The following is a 22,971-nucleotide window of genomic DNA, read 5'->3' on the forward strand; positions in this document are numbered from 1 at the left end:
CTTATTGATATTCACTTTCCTTCGGGAGCAGTCGTCATGAACCATCCGAAACACATCGATCCCCGTCTCGATCCGACGCGCACGATCCGCGCGCCGCGCGGCAGCGAGAAGACCTGCAAGACCTGGCTGGCCGAAGCGGCCTACCGGATGATCCAGAACAACCTCGACCCGGAAGTCGCCGAGCATCCGCACGCGCTCGTCGTGTACGGCGGCATCGGCCGCGCGGCGCGCAACTGGGAATGCTACGACCAGATCCTCGCGTCGCTGAAGGATCTCGAAGAGAACGAAACGCTGCTGATCCAGTCGGGCAAGCCGGTCGGCGTGTTCCGCACGCACAAGGATGCGCCGCGCGTGCTGCTCGCGAACTCGAACCTGGTGCCGCACTGGGCGAACTGGGATCACTTCCACGAGCTCGACCGCAAGGGCCTGATGATGTACGGCCAGATGACGGCCGGCAGCTGGATCTACATCGGCAGCCAGGGCATCGTGCAGGGCACCTACGAAACCTTCTTCTCGGTCGCGAACCAGCACTTCAACGGCGATCCGTCGGGTCGCTGGATCCTGACGGGCGGCCTGGGCGGGATGGGCGGCGCGCAGCCGCTGGCCGCGACGATGGCCGGCTTCTCGATGATCGCGGTCGAATGCGACGAGACGCGTATCGACTTCCGCCTGAAGACGCGCTACGTCGACAAGAAGGCGACGACGCTCGACGAAGCGCTCGGCATGATCGAGGAAGCGAAGCGCACCGGCAAGCCCGTGTCGATCGGCCTGCTCGGCAATGCGGCCGACGTGTTCACGGAACTCGTCGAACGCGGCGTCACGCCGGACTGCGTGACCGACCAGACGAGCGCGCACGACCCGATCAACGGCTACCTGCCGCAAGGCTGGACCGTCGCGCAATGGCGCGAGGCGCAGAAGGTCGATCCGCAGAGCATCGTGAAGGTCGCGAAGCAATCGATGGCCGTTCAGGTGCGCGCGATGCTCGCGCTGCAGGACCGCGGCGCGGCGACGCTCGACTACGGCAACAACATCCGCCAGATGGCGCTGGAAATGGGCGTCGAGAACGCGTTCGACTTCCCGGGCTTCGTGCCGGCATACATCCGCCCGCTGTTCTGCGAAGGCAAGGGCCCGTTCCGCTGGGTCGCGCTGTCGGGCGATCCGGAAGACATCTACAAGACCGACCAGAAGGTGAAGGAGCTGATCCCCGACGATCCGCACCTGCACAACTGGCTCGACATGGCGCGTGAGCGCATCGCGTTCCAGGGCCTGCCGGCACGGATCTGCTGGGTCGGCGTGAACGATCGCTATCGTCTCGGCCAGGCGTTCAACGAGATGGTGAAGAACGGCGAACTGAAGGCCCCGATCGTGATCGGCCGCGACCACCTCGACACCGGTTCGGTCGCGAGCCCGAACCGCGAGACGGAATCGATGAAGGACGGTTCGGACGCCGTCAGCGACTGGCCGCTGCTGAACGCGCTGCTGAACACCGCGGGCGGCGCATCGTGGGTGTCGCTGCACCATGGCGGCGGCGTCGGCATGGGCTTCTCGCAGCACTCGGGCGTCGTGATCGTCGCCGACGGGACGGCCGACGCGCACGAGCGTCTCGGTCGCGTGCTGCTGAACGACCCGGCGACGGGCGTGATGCGCCATGCGGATGCCGGCTACGAACTCGCGCAGCAGACGGCCCGCGAAGCCGGCCTGAAGCTGCCGATGCTCGGCCGCTGAGCATGACGGCGCTCGACCAGGCGCCGGTGAACGCGACGATGATCCGCGCAGCGGATCTCGTCGCGTCGCCGTGGAAGAACGGCGGCGGCGTGACGCGCGAGATCGGCGCGTTTCCGCCGGGGGCCGCGCTCGACGCGTTCTCCTGGCGCGTGAGCGTTGCGGACGTCGGCACGGCCGGGCCGTTCTCGCGTTTCGACGGCGTCGACCGCACGCTCGTGCTGCTGTCCGGCGCGGGCATGACGCTCGCCGAAGCGGGCGGCACCCGGCACGTGCTCGACGCACCGCTGACCCGTGCGGATTTCGCGGGCGAGACGGCGATCGACGCGACGCTGCACGACGGCGCGACGCGCGACTTCAACCTGATGACGCGCCGTTCGGCCGCGCGCGGGTCGGTCGACGTGTGGCACGGGGGCACGCACCGCATCGAGCACGCCGACACCGTGCTGCTGTTCTGTGCAACGGGTGCGGTCGATGTCGAGATCGACGGCGCGCACCATGCACTGCAGGAAATGGACACGTTGCGGCTCGACGGGCCGCGGCGTGCGTTTGACGTCGTCGTGAGCGGAAGCGGCGCGCTGCTCGCCGTATCGCTCACCGTCGGCGAACGAGACTGAACGCATGAAACCGACTGTCTGGCATCACCTGAGGCTGTGTCCGCACGGCCATCCCGACGAGACGATCGACGACGCGGCGATCGCCGTCGACGAAACCGGCGCGATCGCGTGGCTCGGCGCGTTGTCCGCGCTGCCGCACGGCTATGCGCACTGGCGGCGCGAGGACCTGCACGGCGCGTGGGTGACGCCGGGCCTCGTCGATTGTCATACGCACCTCGTGTACGGCGGCACGCGTGCCGACGAGTTCGCGCAGCGCCTCGCCGGCGTCAGCTACGAGGAAATCGCGCGGCAGGGCGGCGGGATCGTGTCGACGGTGCGCGCGACGCGCGCGGCCGACGAGACGACGCTGTTCGTGCAGGCCGCCGCACGACTGCAGCCGCTGCTCGCCGAAGGCGTGACCGCGATCGAGATCAAGTCGGGCTACGGGCTCGACCTCGCGAGCGAGCGCAAGATGCTGCGCGTCGCGCGTCAGCTCGGCGAGCGCTTCCCGGTCACGGTCTATACGACCTTCCTCGGCGCGCATGCGCTGCCGCCCGAATATGCGGGGCGCGCCGACGCGTACATCGACGAAGTATGCGACCGGATGCTGCCGACGCTGGCCGATGAAGGGCTCGTCGACGCGGTCGACGTGTTCTGCGAACGCATCGGCTTCTCGCTCGCGCAGACCGAGCGCGTGTTCGAGGCCGCGACGCGGCGCGGGTTGCCGGTGAAGCTGCATGCGGAGCAACTGTCGAATGCGGGCGGGACGGCGCTCGCCGCGCGTTACCGCGCGCTGTCCGCCGACCATCTCGAATTTCTCGACGAAGCCGGCATCGAGGCGATGAAGGCGGCCGGCACGGTCGCCGTGCTGCTGCCGGGCGCGTACTACTTCATCCGCGAAACGCAACTGCCGCCGATCGAGCTGCTGCGCAAGCACGGCGTGCCGATCGCACTCGCGACCGATCACAACCCCGGCACGTCGCCGCTCGAATCGCTGCTGCTGACGCTGAACATGGGCTGCACGCTGTTCCGCATGACGGTGCCCGAGGTGCTGCAGGGCGTCACGCGCCATGCGGCCGCGGCGCTTGGCCGCGCGGATCGCCACGGCGCGCTCGAGGTCGGTCGCCAGGCCGATTTCGCCGTCTGGTCGGTTGGCTCGCTGGCCGAGCTGGCGTACTGGATCGGCCGGCCGCTGTGCGAGCAGGTCGTACGCGGCGGCACGACCGTGTTTCGCCGGATGAACGGATAAGTTTCGCGACGGATCGGGCCGGGCCGTGACGGCCCCGGTCCGGCCGACGCTTTGCATGGGACCGGACCCGGCGCGCGACCGCGCCGTCCGGTCGATCGCCGCGAGGCAGGCGCTGGGCGCGACGCGCGCGCCTGCCGGCCGCGGCACCGGGCCGGACGAGACGCTGACGCGCTCGATCCGGTCGATGAGGACTCGCCATGACCGATACCCTGTTGTTCGCGGACCATGCCTACCTGCCCGATGGCTGGCGCCGCAACGTGCTGCTGCGCTGGGACGCAACCGGCACGCTGACCGACGTGACGCCCGACACCGCTGCACCGGCAGGTGTCGCGCGCGCGGCCGGGCCGGTGCTGCCCGGCATGCCGAACCTGCATTCGCACGCGTTCCAGCGCGCGATGGCGGGACTCACCGAATACCGCGCGAATCCCGCCGACAGCTTCTGGAGCTGGCGCGACCTGATGTACCGCTTCGCGCTGAAGATCACGCCCGACGCGCTCGCGGCGATTGCACGCTGGCTGTATGTCGAGATGCTCAAGTGCGGCTACACGTCGGTGTGCGAATTCCACTACGTGCATCACGCGCAGGACGGCTCGCGCTATCCCCGGATCGCTGAGCTCGGCACGCGCGTGGTCGATGCCGCGCGCGCGGCCGGCATCGGCATCACGATGCTGCCCGTGTCCTACCAGTTCGCCGGCTTCGGCAACAAGCCGCCGCGCGACGACCAGCGCCGCTTCATCAACACGCCCGACGGCGTGCTCGAACTGCTCGACGCGATGCGTCGCGCGGCACCCGAGCACGGCGGGCTGCGCTACGGCGTCGCGCCGCACTCGCTGCGCGCGGTGTCCGAAAACGGGCTGCGCGTGCTGCTCGAAGGGCTGCCCGACGATGCGCCGGTGCACATCCACATCGCCGAGCAGACGGCCGAAGTCGACGACTGCGTTCGTGCCTACGGCGCACGCCCCGTACAATGGCTGCTCGATCGCTTCGACGTCGATGCGCGCTGGTGTCTCGTGCACGCGACGCACGTCGACGCGGCCGAGACGGCGGCGCTCGCGAAGCGTCGCGCGGTCGCGGGCCTGTGCTTGACGACCGAAGCGAACCTCGGCGACGGCGTGTTTCCGGCCGTCGACTATCTCGCGCAGGGCGGCGTGATCGGCATCGGCTCGGACAGCCACGCGTCGGTCGAGTGGCGCTCGGAGCTGCGCCTGCTCGAATACGGGCAGCGGCTCGTGCACCGTGCGCGCAACGTGCTGGCGAGCGAGTCGCAGGCGCACGTCGCCGATCGCCTGTTCGACGCGTCGCTCGCCGGCGGCGCGCAGGCGAGCGGGCGACGCATCGGCGCGCTGCGCGCAGGCTGCCGCGCCGACTGGCTCGTGCTCGATCCCGATCATCCGGCGATCGCCGAGCACGGCAGCGCGGCATGGCTGTCGGGCATCGTGTTCGCCGAGCACGGCGAGACGCCGGTGCTCGACGTCTACACGGGCGGCGAGCGCGTCGTGAGCGGCCGCCGCCATCGCGACGAAGCCGCCGCGTATGCCGATTACCGCGCCGCGCTGGCGCAACTGCTGCGCTGACGCGCGGCGACCGGCGCACGCTTCATGCGTGCGCCGGCAGACTCTTACGGTGATGCGACATGACTGAACAACCGGCTGTATTCACGCTGAAGCAGGGCACGCTGCCGCTGCTGATCTCGATTCCTCACGCAGGCACGCACATCCCCGACGACATCGCCGCGACGATGACGCCCGACGCGCGCTTCGTCGACGATTGCGACTGGCATCTCGAGCGGCTGTACGGCTTCGCGGCCGATCTCGGCGCATCGATCCTCGTGCCGTCGCACGCGCGTTACGTCGTCGACCTGAACCGTCCGCCCGACAACGAGAACCTGTATCCGGGGCAGGACACGACGGGGCTCGTGCCGGTCGATACGTTCGACAAGGCGCCGCTTTATCCGGCGAACGCGCTGCCCGGCAACGACGAGATCATGCGTCGCCGCGACCGTTACTGGCTGCCGTATCACGACGCGCTGCAACGCGAGATCGCGCGCCTGAAGGGCGAACACGGCCGCGTGCTTGTGTGGGAAGCGCATTCGATCCGCTCGCACGTGCCGCGTTTCTTCGACGGCCGCCTGCCGGATTTCAACTTCGGCACGTCGAGCGGCGCGAGTGCTGCGCCCGGCCTCGCGGAGGCGCTGGCTGCGCGCGTGCTCGCGCATGGCGGTTATATGGCCGTCGCGAACGGGCGCTTCAAGGGCGGCTACATCACGCGTCACTATGGCGTGCCCGACACTGGTGTCGAGGCCGTGCAGCTTGAACTGTCGCAAATCACGTACATGGAAGAGACGCGTCCGTACGCGTACGACGAAGCGCGTGCAGCGCGGATCGTGCCGCTGCTGCAGGCGCTCGTCGAAACCGCGCTCGCGCATCGTTGAGCACGGGCCGCTGCCATGCGGCAGCGCGGCGCGGCGGCGCGTCACGCCCCGTCGACACGTAGCAGGCAAGCCGGTGCAGCGCACAAAAACGGCATCGATCCCGCGCGGGTCGATGCCGTTTTTTTCGTCTGATCGATGTCGTCATCGGCACCTGAAAATTTGACGCAATTTTTAAGTGATATAAGCTGAATGTCAGGAAGTCGTCACGCGCGTGCCGGCGGCGAGGCCATCGACGATGGCCGGCCTGCACCGGAATCCGCCGCGAGACGTCTTGCTCACGTGCCGCCACGCGGCATTGCGACACGTGTCCTGTCTTCATCAGTCAGTCGAGTACGATCGTGAAAGCCGCCAGCCCTTCGATACGCCGGACGCGAAGTCCGTCGGCGGGCGCGCCGCCTCAGGCCGGGCCGAACCGGCATGCTGATCGCGGCACGCGCGCCGCCCCGTTACGCGAGCCTCGCTTCTTCGCCATTTCCCATCGCGGCCCGCGCTGCTTCAATCTCGTGACCGCGCACGTGTTCAGCGCGGTGCAGTGCGACGGCAGCGCATCGTTGTTGCCCTAGCGCCCCTTTCCGCTTCCGTCCCGGACCGCACCGCCTGTTGCCGCGGCGTTCGCGCGGCAGGCTCGCGCATGCGCTGGCGTTTGCGCGTGCGTTGCGCGATGGCGCGCGCGTGCAGCGCACCCGAGAACCTGCATCGTTGTGCGCGCAAGCGTGTCGCGCGCCATCACCGGAGAGACGCCGATGCGTGCGCGACCGATCGTAGCCGTGACCGCCGACCGCATCCTGCGCGGTGCGCATCCGAACCACACGGCGGGCGAGAAGTACCTCGCCGCCGTCGTCGACGGCGCCGGCGCGCTGGCGTTCGTGCTGCCCGCGCTCGGCGTGCGGCAGCCGGCCGACGCGATCGCCGGGGCCATCGACGGGCTGCTGTTGACGGGCAGCTATTCGAACGTGGAGCCGCATCATTACGGCGGCGCCGCGAGCGCGCCCGACATGCTGCACGATCCGGCGCGCGATGCGACCGCGTTGCCGCTGATCCGCGCGGCGATCGGCGCGGGCGTGCCCGTGCTCGCGATCTGCCGCGGCATGCAGGAGCTGAACGTCGCCTATGGCGGCACGCTGCATCAGCGGCTGCATGCGACGACCGGCTTCGACGACCATCGCGAACGACCGGACGATCCGCTCGAACGGCAGTACGGTCCCGCGCACGTCGTGCAGCTCGCACCCGGCGGCCTGCTGCAGCGGGTCGCGCACGGCGCGCACGAGGCGACCGTCAATTCGCTGCACGACCAGGGCATCGCGCACCTGGGCGCGGGGCTCGCGATCGAAGCGAGCGCGCCCGACGGACTGGTCGAGGCCGTCAGCGTGCGTGGCGCGCGTGCATTCGCGCTGGGCGTGCAGTGGCATCCCGAGTGGCGCTACGCGGAGCAGCCGCTGTCGCGCGACATCTTCGCGGCATTCGGCGCGGCGTGCCGCGCGCACATGACCCGCCGCATTCATGCGGCCGGCGGCACGACGCCGTCGCCGGCCGCATCCGACATCGACTGAACGAGGCCGATCATGCAACCCGAACTGAGCGAATTCCTGCGACAGCACCGCATCACCGAAGTCGAGGCGATCATTCCCGACATGGCGGGCATCGCGCGCGGCAAGATCATTCCGCGCAACAAATTCGAGTCCGGCGAATCGATGCGCCTGCCGCAGGCCGTGATGGTGCAGACCGTCACCGGCGACTATCCGGAGGACGGCACGCTGACCGGCGTGACCGATCCCGACATGGTGTGCGTGCCGGATCCGTCGACGATCTGCCTGATCCCGTGGGCGGTCGATCCGACCGCGCAGGTGATCCACGATTGCGTGCATTTCGACGGCTCGCCGGTCGAGATCTCGCCGCGTTACGTGCTGCGCCGCGTGCTCGACCTGTACGAGGCGAAGGGCTGGAAGCCCGTGGTCGCGCCCGAACTGGAGTTCTATCTGGTCGACATGAACGCCGATCCCGACTTGCCGTTGCGCCCGCCCGTCGGTCGAACGGGGCGGGCGGAAACCGGCCGCCAGTCGTATTCGATCGAGGCCGTCAACGAGTTCGATCCGCTGTTCGAGGACATCTACGAATACTGCGAAATGCAGGGCCTCGATATCGAGACGCTGATTCATGAAGTGGGCGCCGCGCAGATGGAGATCAACTTCGTGCATGGCGACGCGCTGCCGCTGGCCGACCAGGTGTTCCTGTTCAAGCGCACGGTGCGGGAGGCCGCGCTGCGCCACAACATGTATGCGACGTTCATGGCCAAGCCGATGGAAAACGAGCCGGGTTCCGCGATGCACATTCATCAGAGCCTCGCGGATATGCGCACCGGGCGCAATCTGTTCGCCGACGAAAACGGCGCCGTGTCGCCGCTGTTCCACAGCTATCTGGCGGGGCTGCAGAAGTACACGCCGGCGCTGATGCCGATCTTCGCGCCGTACATCAATTCGTACCGCCGCCTGTCGCGCTTCATGGCCGCGCCGATCAACGTGCAGTGGGGCTACGACAACCGTACGGTCGGGTTCCGGATTCCCCAGTCGACGCCGGTCGCGCGGCGCATCGAGAACCGGATTCCGGGCGTCGACTGCAACCCGTACCTCGCGTTGGCGGCGACGCTCGCCGCCGGCTATCTCGGCATGACGCAACAACTCGCGCCGACCGAGCCGATCGCATCCGACGGCTACGACTTGCCGTACCAACTGCCGCGCAACCTCGAGGAAGGTATCTCGCTGATGGCCGCGTGCGAGCCGCTCGCCGGCATTCTCGGCGACAAGTTCGTGAAGGCCTACCTCGCGTTGAAGGAGACCGAATACGAAGCGTTCTTCCGCGTGATCAGCTCGTGGGAACGCAGGCATTTGCTGCTGCACGTGTGAGCGTGCGGCGCTGTTTGACGGAGAAAACATGACCGATCGAAACGAAGCTTTTTCGCCGCACTCGACCGCCGATTTTCGCGCGCTCGACGCCGCGCACCACATCCATCCGTTCTCGGACATGGGCGCGCTCAATCGCGCGGGCAGCCGCGTGATCGTCAAGGCCGACGGCGTCTACCTGTGGGACTCGGACGGCAACAAGGTGATCGACGGGATGGCCGGCCTCTGGTGCGTGAACGTCGGCTACGGCCGCAAGGAACTCGCCGACGCCGCGTATCGCCAGCTGCAGGAACTGCCGTTCTACAACACGTTCTTCAAGACCACGCATCCGCCGGTGATCGAACTCTCCGCGATGCTCGCGGAAGTGACGCCCGCCGGCTTCAACCACTTCTTCTATTGCAACAGCGGCTCGGAAGGCAACGACACCGTGCTGCGTCTCGTGCATCAATACTGGCGCGTACAGGGCAAGCCGCAGAAGAAGTACGTGATCTCGCGCAGGAACGGCTACCACGGCTCCACCATCGCAGGCGGCACGCTCGGCGGGATGGGCTACATGCACGAGCAGATGCCGTCGAAGGTCGAGCACATCGTGCACATCGACCAGCCGTATTTCTTCGGCGAGGCGCAGCCGGGCGAGACGCCGGAAGCATTCGGTCTCGCGCGTGCGCGGCAGCTCGAAGCGAAGATCCTCGAACTCGGCGCGGAGAACGTCGCGGCGTTCATCGGCGAGCCGTTCCAGGGCGCGGGCGGCGTGATCTTCCCGCCGTCGACGTACTGGCCGGAAATCCAGCGGATCTGCCGCCAGTACGACATCCTGCTCGTCGCCGACGAAGTGATCGGCGGCTTCGGGCGCACCGGCGAATGGTTCGCGCACCAGCACTTCGGCTTCGAGCCGGACCTGATCACGATGGCGAAGGGTCTCACGTCGGGCTATGTGCCGATGGGCGCGGTGGGCATCCACGAGCGCATCGCGCGCCCGATCATCGACAACGGCGAATTCAATCACGGCCTCACGTACTCGGGCCACCCGGTGGCGGCGGCCGTCGCGGTCGCGAACCTGAAGTTGCTGCGCGACGAAGGCATCGTCGAGCGCGTGAAGACCGATATCGGCCCGTATTTCCAGCGCCGCCTGCGCGACGCGCTGGGCGATCATCCGATCGTCGGGGAGATTGCGGGAGCGGGGCTCGTCGCCGGCGTTCAACTGGCGCGCGACCGGCACCGGCGCGAGCGCTTCGGCGCGGACGTCGACGTCGGCACGATCTGCCGCGACTTCTGCTTCAACGGCAACCTGATCATGCGCGCGACCGGCGACCGGATGCTGCTGTCGCCGCCGCTCGTGATTCGCGAGGCGGAGGTCGACGAGATCGTCGACAAGGCGAAGCGCGCGTTCGACGCGACGGCGGAGCGGGTGGGGCAGGTACGGTAAGCCGGCGGCTGCGTGAGGGTGTGGCGTCGAATGGTGCGGCGCTCGCATCACGCAGGGCACGCGCGTCGCCAAAACGAAAAGGGCCTGCGTCGTGAGACGCAGGCCCTTGAATTCTTTGGTGGGCGGTACTGGGATCGAACCAGTGACCCCTGCCGTGTGAAGGCAGTGCTCTACCGCTGAGCTAACCGCCCAAAGAAGCTGAAATTATGTCAGAGCTTTTTGGGTTCGTAAAGCCCTTTCCGCAAATTTTTTTCAGGCCGGCGCAACGATCGGTCAGCCGGCCGTCGACGGCTCGACGAGATCGAGGATCGAACCGTCGCGCTTGAGCGTCGCGAGCACGATGCTCGAATTGATCGACATCACGCCCGCCGCGCGGTGCAGCCGATTGATAACGAAGTCCGAATAATGATCGAGGTCGCGCGCGCGAACCGTCAGCACGTAGTTCGATCCGCCCGTCACGATCTGCGCCGCGATGACTTCCGGCCACTGCTGGATCGCTTCGACGAACCGGTCGTGCCACTCGGGCACGTCCGGCCGCATCGACACATGCACGAGCGCCTCGAACGCGACGCCGACCTTCTTCGGCTCGATCGTGCAGCGATACCCCGAAATGGCGCCGCGTTCCTCGAGCAGCTTCACGCGACGCAGGCATGCCGACGGCGACAGCGCGACCGCGTTCGCGAGGTCCTGATTGCTGATGCGACCGTCACGTTCGAGGTGCCGGAGGATTCGCATGTCGGTTCGATCCAGAGCCATTTCGCAGAATCCGATGAATTTTTAGATAGGAATCGCAGACTCTACTGCAATCGGCGCGATTCGTCATCGAAAAGTGAAGCTCATTCTATTTCGTCCTCGATAACATGCGCCCCATGCCTCGACCGCACGGCCCGACGCAACGCGATGCCGCCGGTCGTGCCGCCGCCTTCAATCTTTACCGTCATTCCGCCATGTACGAACACGTTCCCGCCTATCCGGGCGATCCGATCCTGTCGCTGTTCCAGGCCTTCCAGCAGGATGCGCATCCGCACAAGGTCAACCTGAGCATCGGCCTTTACTACGACGACACGGGCCGGATTCCGGTGCTCGACAGCACGCGCGTCGCGGCAGGGCGCTTGCGCGAAGCCGATGCGCCGCATACGTATCTGCCGATGGAAGGGCTCGCCGCCTACCGGCAGGGCGTGCAGCGCCTCGTCTTCGGCGACGATTGCGCGGCGCTCGCGGAAGGGCGCATCGCGACGCTGCAGACGCTAGGCGGATCGGGCGCGATCCGGCTCGGCGCGGAATTCGTGAAGCGCTATTTCCCCGACAGCGCGATCTGGATCAGCGACCCGACGTGGGACAACCATCGCGTGATCTTCTCGGCGGCCGGCCTCGAGGTGCACACGTATCCGTACCACGACGCAGCGCGCAACGACATCCGCGTCGAAGAGATGCTCGCGACGCTCGACGCGTTGCCGGCGCGCAGCGTCGTGCTGCTGCAGCCGTGCTGCCACAACCCGACAGGGCTCGACCTCGACCGCGATGCATGGCGCGCGGTGATCGCCGTGCTCGCGCGGCGCGGGCTGATTCCGTTCCTCGACATGGCGTACCAGGGTTTCGGCGACGGTCTCGCCGATGATGCATGGGCCGTGCGCGCGATCGTCGATGCGGGGCTGCCGGCGATCGTCGGCAACTCGTTCTCGAAGAACTTCTCGCTGTACGGCGAGCGCGTCGGCGGGTTGTCGATCGTCTGCGCGAACGCGGGCGAGGCCGCGACGGTGCTGAGCCAATTGCAGGCCGGCGTGCGCCGCACCTATTCGAGCCCGCCGCTGTTCGGTGCGCAGCTCGTGTCGACGGTGCTGAACGACGACGCGCTGCGCGCGCGCTGGGAAGACGAAGTCGCGCAGGTGCGCACGCGCATCAAGCGGATGCGCGGCGAACTGAAGGCGCGCCTCGATGCGGGCCTGCCGGGGCGCGCGTTCGACGCGCTCGTCGCGCAGCGCGGGATGTTCAGCTATACGGGCATCGCCGCGGCCGACGTCGACCGGCTGCGGGCATCGCACGGCGTCTATCTGCTGCGCTCGGGCCGCATGTGCATCGCGGGCCTGAACGACGCGAACGTCGACCATGTCGCGAACGCGATCGCCGACGTGCTCGGCGGTGCGTCGCGCCAGGCCGCCTGAGCGTCCCGATCCCGATCATAAGGATAACGTACGATGGCTGAAACGATCCCGGTCGACTTGCCGCTGCTCGCGCAACCGTTCTCGTGGGCGACCCGCGCCTGCGGGCTGATGTTTACCGGTCACGGGCCGGTCGCTGCGTCCGGCGCGATCGTCGGCGACACGATGGCCGAGCAGGCGCGCGTCACGCTCGAGAATCTCGCGACGGCCGTCGCGGCGGCCGGCGCGACGATGGACGATGTCGCGCAGGTGCTCGTCTACCTGTCCGACGTGAAGGCGATGCCCGAATTCGACGCCGAATACCGGCGCCACTTCCGGGAACCCTATCCGAACCGTACGTGCGTCGGCGTGCAGGGTTTCGCGCATCCGGCGATGCGCGTCGAGCTCGTCGCGTACGTTGCGTTGCCGGCGGCGCGCGCCTAGCAGGAACACCGCGTTGCGCGGTGGGTAGTTACCACGATCAACAGGAAACGAAAACAAGACTGGAGGAGAACATGAGGAAGATTTATCGATTGGCACTGCCAATGATGGCGGGCGCGCTCGCCGCGAGCAGTGCGTCGGCGCAGAGCAGCGTGACGCTGTACGGCATCGTCGACCAGAGCATCCGCTACACGACGCATGCCGACGCGTCGAACGACGCGGGCGTGCAGATGACCAACGGCGCGATCACGAACAGCCGCTGGGGGCTGAAGGGCAGCGAAGCGCTCGGCGGCGGGCTGCAGGCGATCTTCCGGCTCGAGAGCGGCTTCGAGCCGCAAAACGGGCAGTTCGACGGCGCGTTGTTCGGCCGCTACGCGTATGTCGGCCTCGCGAGCGATTGGGGTACCGTGAAGCTCGGCCGCCAGGCGACCGAGGCGTTCAACCTGTTCGGCGATCTCGATCCGCTGACGGTCGGCAACTACACGGCCAACATGTGGCCGTACTTCCTCACGCAAGGCCGCGCGAGCAACGTCGTCAGTTACGACGGCACGTTCGGCGGGCTGAACGTCGGCGCGAGCTACGGCTTCGGCGGCGTCGCGGGCAGCCTCGGCGCGAATGCATACTGGGGCACGCGCGTGTCGTACACGCAGGGCGGCCTGATGGTCGGCGCGACGTACCAGCAGGTGCGCGACCTGAAGAGGCGCGCGCAGCAGGCGTGGGGGGCGGGCGCGCGCTACGCATTCGGCGCGGCGACGCTGTACGCGGGTTATCTCGGCGGCATCGATCGCTCGGGCGTGCTCGACGAGGCGCTGCTGAACGCGCCGGGCCGCCAGGTGAGCTACGGGTCGTTCGCGGACAACCCGCGCCGCGACGCGATCTTCTACACGGGCGCGAGCGTCAAGGTCACGCCTGCGGTGTCGGTGACGGGCGTCGCGTATTACGACGACATCCGCAACGTCAACGGCGTCGCCGGCAACGTCGGCAAGCGCTATACGGGCGTGCTCGAGGCCGAGTACGCACTGTCGAAGGCGACGCAGGTCTACGCGACGGTCGACTACAACCGCGTGACCGGCGGCGCGTTCACCGAAATGCCCGGGCGCGGCAACCAGACGGGCATCGCGGCCGGCCTGCGCCATCTGTTCTGAACCCGCGGCGCGCGGCGGCCGGCCGGTCCGGCGCCGGCCCGCGCGCCGCCGACGTTTCGACCGGACAATCGCTTTCGAACGAGGTCATTCGATGCAACCAGAAGGGCAATTCCAGCATATCGCGGCGCGCGAGCAAGGTCTGCGCCGCACGCTTTCCGCACGGCAGATGGCGATGATCGCGATCGGCGGCGCCATCGGCACCGGTCTCTTTCTCGGCAGCGGCTTCGCGATCGGCTTCGCGGGCCCGAGCGTGCTCGTCAGCTATGCGATCGGTGCGTTCATCTCGCTGCTGCTGATGGGCTGTCTCGCCGAGATGACGGTCGCGCACCCGACATCCGGTTCGTTCGGCGCATACGCCGAGCATTACGTGAGCCCATGGGCCGGGTTCCTCGTGCGCTACGCGTACTGGGCGTGCATCGTGCTCGCGGTCGGCACCGAAGTCACCGCGATCGCGCTGTACATGAAGTACTGGTTTCCGGGCGTGCCCGGCTGGCTGTGGATCGTCGGTTTCTCGGCGCTGCTGGTGTTCATCAACGCGCGCAGCGTCGACGTGTTCGGCGCGGTCGAATACGGTTTCTCGGTCGTGAAGATCGCGGCGATCGTCGGCTTCATCGTGCTCGGCGCGTATGTCGTGTTCGGCAATCCGGGGCTGGTCGGCGACGGCGCGGCGCGCGCGGGCTTCCACCACTACACGGATCACGGCGGCTTCTTTCCGAAGGGCCCGTGGGGGACGTGGGTCGCGGTGATCGTGTCGATCTTCAGCTACCTGAGCATCGAGATGATCGCGGTCGCGGCCGGCGAAGCGGAGGATCCCGAGCGCGCGGTCACGCGTGCGTTCCGCTCGACGATCGTGCGGCTCGTACTGTTCTACCTCGTCACGCTCGCGCTGATGCTCGCGATCGTGCCGTGGACGGCGGCGGGGCGCGACGAAAGCCCGTTCGTGAAGGTGATGGAGGCGATCCGCCTGCCGGGCGCGGCCGGGCTGATCAACTTCGTCGTGCTGGTCGCCGCGCTGTCCGCGATGAACAGCCAGCTCTACATCACGACGCGGATGATGTTCAGCCTGTCGCGCGCGGGGCATGCACCGAAGGCGCTCGGCGAAGTGAGCGCGCGCGGCGTGCCGTTCGGCGCGCTGATGCTGTCGACGCTCGGCATCGCGCTCGCGACGGTGCTGAGCGTGCTGTATCCGGACGCGTCGTTCACGATCATGATGGCGGTGTCGATGTTCGGCGCACTGTTTACGTGGATGATGATCTTCGTCACGCATTACTGCTTCCGGCGCCGCCGCGCGGCGCTCGGCCTGCCTGCGCCCGCATTCCGGATGCGCGGTTTTCCGCTGCTGACGCTGCTCGGCGCGGGCCTGATGCTCGCGGTGATGGTGACGACCTACTTCACGGCCGAATTCCACATGACGCTGATCTTCGGCATTCCGTTCCTGATTGCGCTCTCGGTCGTGTACGCGGTGTGGTATCGCCGCCCGCAGCCGGCGCTGCAGCCTGAAGCGAAGTAGCGAGCCGCCCGCTCAGCCCGGCAGCGCGGGCAGCGCGTCGATCGACGCGCGCACGTAGCCGGCAAAGCGCAGCGCCACCGGTTCGGCGGTGCCGCTGCGTTTCAGCGCGAGCGTGCGCGATTCGAGCGACGCATCCCTCAGCGGCAGGAACGCGAGCCGGTCGCTTTTCGCCTGCTGCAGCACGCGCGGCACCAGCGCGATGCCCATCCCGAACTCGATCATCGACAGGATCGTCTGCCACAGCCGCGCCTCGTGACGGATCAGCGGACTGAATCCCGCGTTCACGCACTGCGCGATGATCAGGTCGTGATAGTGCGGCGCTGCTTCGCGCGGAAACAGGATGAAGGGTTCTGTCGCGAGCGCGGCGAGCGCGACCTGCCTGCGCCGCGCGAGCGGATGCGCGGCCGGCAGGCAGCACACGAACGGCTCCGCATAGACCGGCGCCGATTCGACCTCGGGCGGGAAGTGGCCCCAGTGCGCATAGCCGAGATCGATCTGGCCGCGCTGGATCGCCTGCACCTGCGCATGCGTGTTCATCTCGCTCAGCACGACCTCGACGCCCGGATAGTCGGCCTCGAAGCGCCGCACCGCATCGGGCAGCCCGCGATACAGCATCGAGTGGACGAAGCCGATCCGCAGGCGCCCGGCGAGCCCCGATGCGGAGCGCACCGTCAGGCGCTCGGCTTCGGCCGCCTGCAGCAGCAGCCGGCGCGCTTCGCCGAGCAGCACCTCGCCCGCATTGGTCAGCGCGACGGTCTTGTTGGTGCGCGAGAAGAGCAGCACGCCGAGCGCATCCTCGAACTTGCGGATGTCGAAACTCAGCGCCGGCTGCGAGATGAACAGGCGCTTCGCTGCGCGCCCGAAATGCAGCTCCTCGGCAACCGCCACGAAGTAGCGCAACTGCCTCAGTTCCATGGTGTCTCCTCCCGGCGTCGGCATCGATAAGCGATATCTATCGTACCGGACAAATCGTGTATTGGACGCTTATCGATCGCGCGCCTACGCTCTGCGAAGGCTTTGCACCGGGCCATCCGGGCGCTGCGGCGTCCGCCGCGGCCGACGAGCAGGCAATCCAGGAGACGCACGAATGAACGACACCGCTCGCACGCCGGACACCGGCGCATCCAATATCCCCGACAGCCGGGGCATCAATTTCTTCACCGTCGATCCCGATCTTGGCGCGTTGCTGAAGCTGCATCTCGGCGACGCGCACTATGCCGAACTCGAGCCGCGGCTACGCGCGCTGGGCGAGCGCGTATCGGACGAACTCGACGAATGGGCGTCGCGCGCGGACAAGCATCCGCCCGTGCTCGAGCACCGCGACCGGCGCGGCGAGGCCGTGCAGCGGATCGACAAGGACCCGGCCTACGTCGCGCTCGAACGGGTCGCGTATGCGGAGCTCGGGCTCGCGTCGCTGAGTCATGGATCCGACACCGTGCCGCCGCTCGTCAAGTACGCGCTGACGTTCCTGTTCGTGCAGGCGGAATTCGGGCTGTGCTGCCCGGTCAGCATGACCGATTCGCTGACGCGCACGCTGCGCCGCTTCGGCGATCCCGCGCTCGTCGCGCGCTACCTGCCGAGGCTCGCGTCGCGCGACTTCGACACGCTGTACCAGGGCGCGATGTTCATGACCGAGCAGGCGGCCGGCTCCGATGTCGGCCGTATCGCGACGCGCGCGACCCGCGAAACCGACGCGCACGGCGAGACGGTCTGGCGCCTGACCGGCGACAAGTGGTTCTGCTCGAATGCCGACGCCGATCTCGCGATGGTGCTGGCGCGGCCCGACGGCGCGCCGGACGGCATCAAGGGCCTCGCGCTGTTCCTGCTGCCGAAGACGCTGCCGGACGGCACGCGCAACCGCTACCGGATCGTGCGCCTGAAGGACAAGCTCGGCAGCCGTTCGATGGCGAGCGGCGAGATCGCGCTCGAAGGCGCGCAGGCTTACCTGATCGGCGAGATCGGGCGCGGCTTTCACCAGATGGCCGACATGATCAACATGTCGCGGCTGTCGAACGGCGTGCGCGCGGCCGGGCTGATGCGGCGCGCGCTGAACGAGGCGCTGCACGTCGCCGCGCATCGCGACGCGTTCGGCCGCAAGCTGATCGAGATGCCGCTGATGCAGCGCCAACTGATGAAGATGCTGCTGCCGGCCGAGGCCGCGCGCGCGATGTTCATGCAGATCGCGCTGCTGCTGCCGCAGGCCGATGCGGGCGACGAGCAGGCCGCGCGCTGCGTGCGGATCCTGACGCCGCTGATCAAGTTCCGCGCATGCCGCGACGCACGCCGCGTGACGGGCGATGCGATGGAAGTGCGCGGCGGCACCGGCTATATCGAGGAATGGAGCGATGCGCGGCTCGTGCGCGACGCGCACCTCGGTTCGATCTGGGAAGGCACGAGCAACATCGTCGCGCTCGATGTCGCGCGCGCCGCGCAGCGCGAGCATGCGCTCGACGCGCTGCGCACGTTCCTCGGCGATCGTCTGGGCGCGGCGCCGCTGCCCGACGCGAGCCGCACGGCGCTGCGGCGCATTCTCGCGCGGGCCTGCGATGCGCTCGCGCGGGTCGCCGAGGAGGGCGACGACGCGCGCGTGCGGCAGGCCGCGTCCGCGCTGTATTACGCGAGCGCGGCCGTGCTGATGGCCTGCGAGGGCGCACGGCTCGCGCCGGATTTCAGGCGTCTCGCGCTGGCGCACCTGATCGTGCGGCACAAGCTGCTGCCGGTCGATCCGCTCGCGCCGGCATCGCGCGACGACGAATCGGCCGCGTCCGACGCGCTGCTGCGCGGCCTGCCGGTCGCGCTCGATACGGCGCTCGACCTGCTGCCGGAGGTCGAGCGATGAGCGCGACGCGTGGCGCACTGGACGGCCTGAAGGTCGTCGACCTGAGCCGGGTGCTCGGCGGCCCGTACTGCACGCAGGCGCTCGCCGATCACGGCGCGACGGTGGTCAAGATCGAGCCGCCCGGCGGCGACGAGACGCGCGGCTGGGGGCCGCCGTTCCTCGGCGACACGGCCTGGTATTTCATGGGCGTGAACCGCAACAAGGAAGGGCTCGCGCTCGACCTGTCGCACGACGAAGGGCGGGCGATCCTGTGGCGCCTGCTCGAAGAGGCCGACGTGCTTGTCGAGAATTTCAAGCCGGGCACGCTCGCGCGCTGGGGCATGGACTACGCACGCGACCTGCAGCCGCGCTTTCCGCGCCTGATCCACTGCGCGGTGACGGGCTTCGGCGACGACGGCCCGCTCGGCGGCCTGCCGGGCTACGACGCGGTGATCCAGGCGATGGCCGGGCTGATGAGCGTGAACGGCGAACGCGATGGCGGCGCGACGCGCATCGGCTTGCCGATCGTCGACATGGTCACGGGGCTCAACGCGCTGGCCGGCATCCTGCTGGCGCTCGCGGAGCGCGAGAAGAGCGGGCGCGGGCAGTCGATCGACGTGGCGCTGTACGACTGCGGCGTGTCGCTCCTGCATCCGCACCTGCCGAACTTCTTCGGTTCGGGCCGCGTACCGGAACGCAGCGGCAACGCGCATCCGAACATCGCGCCGTACGACAGCTACCGCACGGCCACGGTGCCGATCTTTCTCGCGGTCGGCAACGACCGGCAGTTCGCGCGGCTCGTCGCGCATCTCGGTGCGCCGGCGCTCGCCGGCGATCCGCGTTTCGTCGACAACCGCAGCCGCTGCGCGCACCGGCCCGAGCTGAAGGCCGAACTGGAAACGCGGCTCGCCGCGCACGCGTGCGAGCCGCTCGCGCGCGACCTGATGGCGGCCGGCGTGCCGTGCGGGCCGGTGCGCACGGTGGCCGACGTCGCGCACGATCCGCATGCGCTGCACCGCAACCTGTTTGTCGAGATCGGCGCGTATCGCGGCACCGCGTCGCCGGTGAAGCTGTCGCGCACGCCGGCCACCTACCGGTCGGCGCCGCCCGCGCTCGGTCGCGACACGCGGGCGGTGCTCGATCGGCTCGGCGTCGATCGCGCACTTCAGCAGCAACTGCTCGATGCCGGCCTGCTGAAAACGGCGTCCGACTGACATGACGCCACCGGCCGGCGGCGCAATGCCGGCCACCCGGGAAAGGCGCGCGACAGTCGCGCCCCCGATCACCAACATGGAGACATCGATGAGCCGTCCGCAATCCCCGCCCGCCGCGCAGCCGCGGCCCGGCCGCGCCGCCTTCGCGGCGTTCGTCGGCACCACGATCGAGTGGTACGACTTCTACATCTACGGCACGGCCGCGGCGCTCGTGTTCGGCAAGGTATTCTTTTCGAGCACGATGGATCCCGGCGTCGCGACACTGCTCGCATTCGTCACGTTCTGGGCCGGTTTCGCGGCGCGGCCGCTCGGCGGGATCGTATTCGGGCATCTCGGCGATCGCGTCGGCCGCAAGACCGCGCTCGTGATCACGCTGGTGATGATGGGGCTGGCGACGACCGGCATCGGCCTGCTTCCCGGCTATGCGTCGATCGGCGTATGGGCGCCGGCGGGCCTCGTCGTGCTGCGCGTGCTGCAGGGCATCGCGGTCGGCGGCGAGTGGGGCGGCGCGGTGCTGATCGCGAGCGAGAACGCGCCGAAGCACCGCAGCATCCTGTATGCGGCGTTCGCGCAGCAGGGCTCGCCCACCGGCAACCTGCTGGCCACGGCCGCGTTCTTCGCGCTGAGCGCGCTGCCGACGCCGTCGTTCCTGATGTGGGGCTGGCGCATTCCGTTCCTGCTGTCGGCCGTGCTCGTGATCATCGGCATGGTGATCCGGCTGAGGCTCGAGGAGTCGGTCGACATGCAGCGCGTGCTCGCGCGCAAGCGCACGGTGAAGCTGCCGCTGCGCGACGTCGTGCGCGATCACTGGGTGGTCGTGCTGCTCGCGGCCGGCACGCTGCCGGTGATCAACGTCACGTATTTCCGCAGCACGTTCGCGCTGTCGTGGGCGACGAAGACGCTCGGTTACGCGCAGGGCACGTTCCTCGGCATCCTGTCGATCTCGCTCGTCGTGCAATTTCTGATGCAGCCGGTCGGCGCGTGGTTCGTGTCGAAGGTCGACATGCGGCGCGCGATGTGCTGGATCCTGATCCCGGAAATCGTGTTGATGCCCGTGATGTTCCATGCGCTCGCGACGGGTTCATACTGGGTCGCCGTCGCGGGCATGTGCATTTCGACGATTCCGTCGGCGATGTTCTACGGCGCGGTCGGCGGCGTGCTCGCGCGCGTGTTCCCGGCCAACATCCGCTATACGGGCCTGTCGCTCGCGTATCAGTTGAGCGCGCTGGTGGTCGGCGGCGGCACGCCGGTGCTCGCGCAGGCGATCCTGAACGCGACGGGCAGCATCGTCGGCGTCGCGATCGCGTCGGGGCTTTATGCGCTCGTGTCGCTGGCGTGCATGCTGGCGCTGCTGAATCGCACCGGATATCGCGCGGACGAACTGTCGACGGCCGAACGCAGCGATGCGGCGGAATGGGGCACGGAAGGCGCCGGCGCGGACCACCCATCCGGCGCAGGTGCGCCGCCGGACGATCGCGGCACGTTGAAACCGGCGGGATGAGCCGGGCACGGCGGCTCGTCGGGACGCCATCGAGCGCACCGGCGGGTCCGCGTCGATGGCGCTCCCCCAAAAGCAAACGGCACCGTGCGATTGCACGGTGCCGTTTGCTTGATTCGCGCGACCGGCCCCGCGCGATTCGCGATTCGCGGCGCTCAGCCTTCCGTCGGCGGCACGTAGCCCGACGCCTGGTCCGCGCCGTCGCCGAAGAAGTACTTCTCCGTCTGCTTCATCAGGTACTGGCGCGCGCGCGGGTCGGCCATGTTCAGGCGGTTTTCGTTGATCAGCATCGTTTGCTGCTTGAGCCAGCCTTGCCACGCTTCCTTCGAGATGCTCTCGTAAATGCGCTTGCCGAGTTCGCCCGGCAGCGGCGGGAAATCGAGGCCTTCGGCTTCCTTGCCGAGCTTCGCGCATTGAATCATTCGAGCCATCGTGTACTTCTCCTGTAATCGGTGTCTGGGGGGAGGGGCAGTCGTGCCGGTGCTCAGAGCTGCTTCATCAGCACGAGCGACTTGCGCTGCCAGTTATAGAGTTTGCGACGGTCTTCCGGCAGGTCGTCGACGCTGACCTTGACGAAGCCGCGCTTGAGGAACCAGTGCTCGGTGCGCGTCGTGAGCACGAAGATGTGCGTGAGGCCGCGCGCGCGGGCGCGCTGCTCGATGCGCTTGAGCAGGCGTTCGCCGTCGCCCGAGCCCTGCGCTTCGGGCGCCACCGTCAGGCACGCCATTTCGCCGATCTTTTCCTGCTGGTACGGGTACAGCGCCGCGCAGCCGAACAGCACGCCATCGTGCTCGATCACCGAGAAGTGGTCGATGTCGCGTTCGATCTGGTGGCGGCCGCGCCGCACCAGCGTGCCGTCCGACTCGAGCGGCTCGATCAGCGACAGGATGCCGCCGACGTCGTCCGGCGTCGCTTCGCGCAGGCTTTCGAGGTTCTCGTACGAGATCATCGTGCCGACGCCGTCGTGCAGGAACAGTTCGAGCAGCATGCTGCCGTCGAGCGACTGCGGGATCAGGTGGGCGCGGGTCACGCCGCCGCGGCAGGCGCGGATCGAATGCTTCAGGAAGAACCCGTCGTCGCCCTGGATGTTGCCGGAATCGAGCAGCTCGGCGGCCGCGTCGAGCGACATTTCGCGCACCAGCTCGCCTTCGTCGTCGACGATGCCGGGCCCGTCGGTCAGGAAGATGATCTTGTCGGCGCGCAGCGCGATCGCGGCCGCCGATGCGACGTCTTCCATCGACAGGTTGAACGCCTCGCCGGTCGGCGAGAAACCGAGCGGCGACAGCAGCACGAGCTTGCGGCTCGCGAGCGAATGACGGATCGATTCGGCGTCGATCTTGCGCACGATGCCCGTGTGCGCGAAATCGACCCCGTCGAGAATCCCCACCGGCCGCGCGGTCACGAAGTTGCCCGACACGACGCTGATGTGCGCGTGCGCCATCGGCGAGTTCGGCAGCCCCTGGCTGATCGCGGCCTCGATGTCGAGACGCACTTCGCCGGCCGCTTCCTTCGCGGATTCGAGCGCGCGCGCATCGGTGATGCGCAGGCCGTGCGAAAACTCGGATTCGACACCGTGCAGGCTCAGCTGCTCCTCGACCTGCGGGCGCGAGCCGTGCACCAGCACGATCTGGATGCCCATCGCCTGCAGGAGCGCGATGTCGGACACGAGCGCATTCAGCAGCCCCTGCTGCACCACCTCGCCGCCGAACCCCACGACGAACGTGCTGTTGCGGAACTTGTGGATATAGGGCGCGACGGAGCGCATCCAGTCGACGAACTGCGCGTGGCTGGCGGCCGAATCGTCGGCGGCCGGCGGCGTCGCGGCGCCGGTCTGGGCGGGAGGGAGGTCGGTTTGGGAATTCATGGGCGGGATTATAATGCGCCCC

The 22,971-nt window shown here is 68.2% G+C and carries 19 protein-coding genes and 1 tRNA gene; 15 read left to right on the forward strand and 5 right to left on the reverse strand.

Going from position 1 to position 22,971, the window contains the following annotated elements:
* The first annotated feature begins 36 nt into the window (after positions 1–36).
* The 8 genes from hutU (at position 37) to HWX09_RS15255 (ending at position 10,321) form a co-directional block, all read left to right on the forward strand.
* Positions 37–1,725: a urocanate hydratase gene (hutU, locus tag HWX09_RS15220; RefSeq protein ID WP_027784911.1), complete on the forward strand. Its 1,689-nt coding sequence runs from the start codon at positions 37–39 to the stop codon at positions 1,723–1,725.
* 2 nt (positions 1,726–1,727) lie between these two features.
* Positions 1,728–2,339, forward strand: a complete 612-nt coding sequence (locus tag HWX09_RS15225) for a HutD family protein (RefSeq protein WP_027784910.1) — start codon at positions 1,728–1,730, stop codon at positions 2,337–2,339.
* Between the two features lie 4 nt (positions 2,340–2,343).
* Positions 2,344–3,567, forward strand: a complete 1,224-nt coding sequence (gene hutI / locus HWX09_RS15230) for an imidazolonepropionase (RefSeq protein WP_027784909.1) — start codon at positions 2,344–2,346, stop codon at positions 3,565–3,567.
* Positions 3,568–3,764: 197 nt separating this feature from the next.
* On the forward strand, positions 3,765–5,141 hold the full coding sequence (locus HWX09_RS15235; protein WP_027784908.1) for a formimidoylglutamate deiminase: 1,377 nt from the start codon (positions 3,765–3,767) through the stop codon (positions 5,139–5,141).
* A 59-nt stretch (positions 5,142–5,200) separates the two neighbouring features.
* The gene (hutG, locus tag HWX09_RS15240; RefSeq protein ID WP_027784907.1) at positions 5,201–5,998 is read left to right on the forward strand and encodes an N-formylglutamate deformylase; all 798 of its coding nucleotides are present in this window, start codon (positions 5,201–5,203) and stop codon (positions 5,996–5,998) included.
* Between the two features lie 743 nt (positions 5,999–6,741).
* Positions 6,742–7,548 carry a gamma-glutamyl-gamma-aminobutyrate hydrolase family protein gene (locus HWX09_RS15245; protein WP_027784906.1) on the forward strand — a complete coding sequence of 269 codons (807 nt, stop codon included), beginning with the start codon at positions 6,742–6,744 and terminating at the stop codon, positions 7,546–7,548.
* Positions 7,549–7,560: 12 nt separating this feature from the next.
* Positions 7,561–8,898: a glutamine synthetase family protein gene (locus tag HWX09_RS15250; protein ID WP_027784905.1), complete on the forward strand. Its 1,338-nt coding sequence runs from the start codon at positions 7,561–7,563 to the stop codon at positions 8,896–8,898.
* Positions 8,899–8,926: 28 nt separating this feature from the next.
* Positions 8,927–10,321: an aspartate aminotransferase family protein gene (locus tag HWX09_RS15255; protein WP_027784904.1), complete on the forward strand. Its 1,395-nt coding sequence runs from the start codon at positions 8,927–8,929 to the stop codon at positions 10,319–10,321.
* 116 nt (positions 10,322–10,437) lie between these two features.
* Here HWX09_RS15255 and HWX09_RS15260 read toward each other — a convergent pair.
* Both HWX09_RS15260 and HWX09_RS15265 read right to left on the reverse strand, forming a co-directional pair.
* Positions 10,438–10,512: transfer RNA gene (locus tag HWX09_RS15260), tRNA-Val, on the reverse strand.
* An 82-nt stretch (positions 10,513–10,594) separates the two neighbouring features.
* Positions 10,595–11,077 carry an Lrp/AsnC family transcriptional regulator gene (locus tag HWX09_RS15265; protein WP_027784903.1) on the reverse strand — a complete coding sequence of 161 codons (483 nt, stop codon included), beginning with the start codon at positions 11,075–11,077 and terminating at the stop codon, positions 10,595–10,597.
* 191 nt (positions 11,078–11,268) lie between these two features.
* Here HWX09_RS15265 and HWX09_RS15270 point away from each other — a divergent pair, with 191 nt between their 5' ends.
* The 4 genes from HWX09_RS15270 (at position 11,269) to HWX09_RS15285 (ending at position 15,555) form a co-directional block, all read left to right on the forward strand.
* Positions 11,269–12,483 carry an amino acid aminotransferase gene (locus HWX09_RS15270; protein WP_027784902.1) on the forward strand — a complete coding sequence of 405 codons (1,215 nt, stop codon included), beginning with the start codon at positions 11,269–11,271 and terminating at the stop codon, positions 12,481–12,483.
* Positions 12,484–12,516: 33 nt separating this feature from the next.
* Positions 12,517–12,903: a RidA family protein gene (locus HWX09_RS15275; RefSeq protein WP_027784901.1), complete on the forward strand. Its 387-nt coding sequence runs from the start codon at positions 12,517–12,519 to the stop codon at positions 12,901–12,903.
* Positions 12,904–13,007: 104 nt separating this feature from the next.
* Complete coding sequence (locus HWX09_RS15280) at positions 13,008–14,045, forward strand: porin (RefSeq protein WP_027784900.1); 1,038 nt, start codon at positions 13,008–13,010, stop codon at positions 14,043–14,045.
* A 91-nt stretch (positions 14,046–14,136) separates the two neighbouring features.
* Positions 14,137–15,555, forward strand: coding sequence for an amino acid permease (locus HWX09_RS15285; RefSeq protein ID WP_027784899.1), 1,419 nt, complete (start codon positions 14,137–14,139; stop codon positions 15,553–15,555).
* Between the two features lie 12 nt (positions 15,556–15,567).
* Here the strand turns inward: HWX09_RS15285 and HWX09_RS15290 are convergent, their stop codons facing one another.
* Positions 15,568–16,470 (reverse strand): LysR family transcriptional regulator, encoded by a 903-nt coding sequence (locus tag HWX09_RS15290; protein WP_027784898.1) that lies wholly within the window; start codon positions 16,468–16,470, stop codon positions 15,568–15,570.
* 172 nt (positions 16,471–16,642) lie between these two features.
* Between HWX09_RS15290 and HWX09_RS15295 the strand changes: the two genes are divergently transcribed.
* From HWX09_RS15295 to HWX09_RS15305, 3 genes are all read left to right on the forward strand, one after another.
* Positions 16,643–18,394, forward strand: coding sequence for an acyl-CoA dehydrogenase family protein (locus HWX09_RS15295; protein WP_027784897.1), 1,752 nt, complete (start codon positions 16,643–16,645; stop codon positions 18,392–18,394).
* On the forward strand, positions 18,391–19,587 hold the full coding sequence (locus HWX09_RS15300; RefSeq protein WP_027784896.1) for a CoA transferase: 1,197 nt from the start codon (positions 18,391–18,393) through the stop codon (positions 19,585–19,587). Before HWX09_RS15295 ends, HWX09_RS15300 begins: the two co-directional genes overlap by 4 nt.
* 88 nt (positions 19,588–19,675) lie before the next feature.
* Entirely contained in the window at positions 19,676–21,088 is a 1,413-nt protein-coding gene (locus tag HWX09_RS15305) for an MFS transporter (protein WP_027784895.1), read from the forward strand.
* 152 nt (positions 21,089–21,240) lie between these two features.
* Here HWX09_RS15305 and HWX09_RS15310 read toward each other — a convergent pair whose 3' ends face one another.
* Together HWX09_RS15310 and argA are read right to left on the reverse strand one after the other, a co-directional pair.
* Complete coding sequence (locus HWX09_RS15310) at positions 21,241–21,516, reverse strand: oxidative damage protection protein (protein ID WP_027784894.1); 276 nt, start codon at positions 21,514–21,516, stop codon at positions 21,241–21,243.
* Between the two features lie 53 nt (positions 21,517–21,569).
* The gene (gene argA / locus HWX09_RS15315; protein ID WP_027784893.1) at positions 21,570–22,949 is read right to left on the reverse strand and encodes an amino-acid N-acetyltransferase; all 1,380 of its coding nucleotides are present in this window, start codon (positions 22,947–22,949) and stop codon (positions 21,570–21,572) included.
* Between the last annotated feature and the right edge of the window lie 22 nt (positions 22,950–22,971).

The organism is Burkholderia sp. BCC1208, assembly GCF_902833095.1.
Lineage (GTDB): Bacteria > Pseudomonadota > Gammaproteobacteria > Burkholderiales > Burkholderiaceae > Burkholderia.

What these genes read in the sequence shown, in the direction of transcription:
- hutU (WP_027784911.1), top strand. Translation starts at nt 37, where the DNA reads ATGAACCATCCGAAACACATCGATCCCCGTCTCGATCCGACGCGCACG.
- HWX09_RS15225 (WP_027784910.1), top strand. Translation starts at nt 1,728, where the DNA reads ATGACGGCGCTCGACCAGGCGCCGGTGAACGCGACGATGATCCGCGCA.
- hutI (WP_027784909.1), top strand. Translation starts at nt 2,344, where the DNA reads ATGAAACCGACTGTCTGGCATCACCTGAGGCTGTGTCCGCACGGCCAT.
- HWX09_RS15235 (WP_027784908.1), top strand. Translation starts at nt 3,765, where the DNA reads ATGACCGATACCCTGTTGTTCGCGGACCATGCCTACCTGCCCGATGGC.
- hutG (WP_027784907.1), top strand. Translation starts at nt 5,201, where the DNA reads ATGACTGAACAACCGGCTGTATTCACGCTGAAGCAGGGCACGCTGCCG.
- HWX09_RS15245 (WP_027784906.1), top strand. Translation starts at nt 6,742, where the DNA reads ATGCGTGCGCGACCGATCGTAGCCGTGACCGCCGACCGCATCCTGCGC.
- HWX09_RS15250 (WP_027784905.1), top strand. Translation starts at nt 7,561, where the DNA reads ATGCAACCCGAACTGAGCGAATTCCTGCGACAGCACCGCATCACCGAA.
- HWX09_RS15255 (WP_027784904.1), top strand. Translation starts at nt 8,927, where the DNA reads ATGACCGATCGAAACGAAGCTTTTTCGCCGCACTCGACCGCCGATTTT.
- HWX09_RS15265 (WP_027784903.1), bottom strand. Translation starts at nt 11,077, where the DNA reads ATGGCTCTGGATCGAACCGACATGCGAATCCTCCGGCACCTCGAACGT.
- HWX09_RS15270 (WP_027784902.1), top strand. Translation starts at nt 11,269, where the DNA reads ATGTACGAACACGTTCCCGCCTATCCGGGCGATCCGATCCTGTCGCTG.
- HWX09_RS15275 (WP_027784901.1), top strand. Translation starts at nt 12,517, where the DNA reads ATGGCTGAAACGATCCCGGTCGACTTGCCGCTGCTCGCGCAACCGTTC.
- HWX09_RS15280 (WP_027784900.1), top strand. Translation starts at nt 13,008, where the DNA reads ATGGCGGGCGCGCTCGCCGCGAGCAGTGCGTCGGCGCAGAGCAGCGTG.
- HWX09_RS15285 (WP_027784899.1), top strand. Translation starts at nt 14,137, where the DNA reads ATGCAACCAGAAGGGCAATTCCAGCATATCGCGGCGCGCGAGCAAGGT.
- HWX09_RS15290 (WP_027784898.1), bottom strand. Translation starts at nt 16,470, where the DNA reads ATGGAACTGAGGCAGTTGCGCTACTTCGTGGCGGTTGCCGAGGAGCTG.
- HWX09_RS15295 (WP_027784897.1), top strand. Translation starts at nt 16,643, where the DNA reads ATGAACGACACCGCTCGCACGCCGGACACCGGCGCATCCAATATCCCC.
- HWX09_RS15300 (WP_027784896.1), top strand. Translation starts at nt 18,391, where the DNA reads ATGAGCGCGACGCGTGGCGCACTGGACGGCCTGAAGGTCGTCGACCTG.
- HWX09_RS15305 (WP_027784895.1), top strand. Translation starts at nt 19,676, where the DNA reads ATGAGCCGTCCGCAATCCCCGCCCGCCGCGCAGCCGCGGCCCGGCCGC.
- HWX09_RS15310 (WP_027784894.1), bottom strand. Translation starts at nt 21,516, where the DNA reads ATGGCTCGAATGATTCAATGCGCGAAGCTCGGCAAGGAAGCCGAAGGC.
- argA (WP_027784893.1), bottom strand. Translation starts at nt 22,949, where the DNA reads ATGAATTCCCAAACCGACCTCCCTCCCGCCCAGACCGGCGCCGCGACG.